The organism is Pseudoxanthomonas jiangsuensis, from assembly GCF_010093185.1.
Taxonomy (GTDB): Bacteria; Pseudomonadota; Gammaproteobacteria; order Xanthomonadales; family Xanthomonadaceae; genus Pseudoxanthomonas; species Pseudoxanthomonas jiangsuensis.
In genome coordinates this window covers 1-574 of record NZ_PDWL01000116.1, presented here as the reverse complement: position 1 = coordinate 574, position 574 = coordinate 1, and the positions used below count along the sequence as shown (strand labels likewise).

The window sequence follows — 574 nt, the reverse complement described above, 5'->3', positions numbered from 1 at the left end:
ATGCACGCGCGCCAGGTCCTTGGACTCGCAGCGCACCACGCCGGCTGCGCGGTCGGACGCGCGCGCATCGGCGAGCAGCAGCAGCGGCAAGCACCACAAACCGCATAAGCTGACCAGCCACTTCATGCCGACAATCCTCACCCCGAACGATCTTCGTCGCGCCCCCGTGGACGCGAAGATGAGAGCATCATCGATGTGAAGATAGCAATACGGCGCCGATGACAGCCAGATGACTCAGGCGCGGGCGAAGTCGAACGCCAGCACGTCGGCAATCTGCGTAGTGCCGCGCAAGGCCATCAACAGGCGATCCACGCCCACCGCCACACCGGCGCAGTCGGGCAACTGCGACAACGCCGCCAGCAGGCGTTCGTCCAGTGGCAGTTGCGGCAATCCACGTGCTGCACGCACGGCGTTGTCGCGCACGAAGCGCGCACGCTGCTCCTGCGCAGCGGTCAGTTCGTGATAGCCATTGGCCACCTCGAAACTGCCCAGATACAGCTCGAAGCGCTCGGCCACCGGTGGGTCGTCGTGGCGGATCCGCGCCAACGCACATTGACTGGCCGGCCAATCGTGC

General features: G+C 65.7%; 1 protein-coding gene and 1 pseudogene. Both read right to left on the bottom strand.

Translation table 11 applies throughout. From position 1 onward, the window contains the following. Nucleotides 1–126: pseudogene (locus CSC62_RS18335) on the bottom strand (DUF3011 domain-containing protein); the annotation flags it as partial. Between the two features lie 108 nt (nt 127–234). Continuing rightward, nucleotides 235–574: amino acid--tRNA ligase-related protein (locus CSC62_RS17555; protein WP_343039616.1), on the bottom strand; the 340-nt coding region annotated here is incomplete at its 5' end.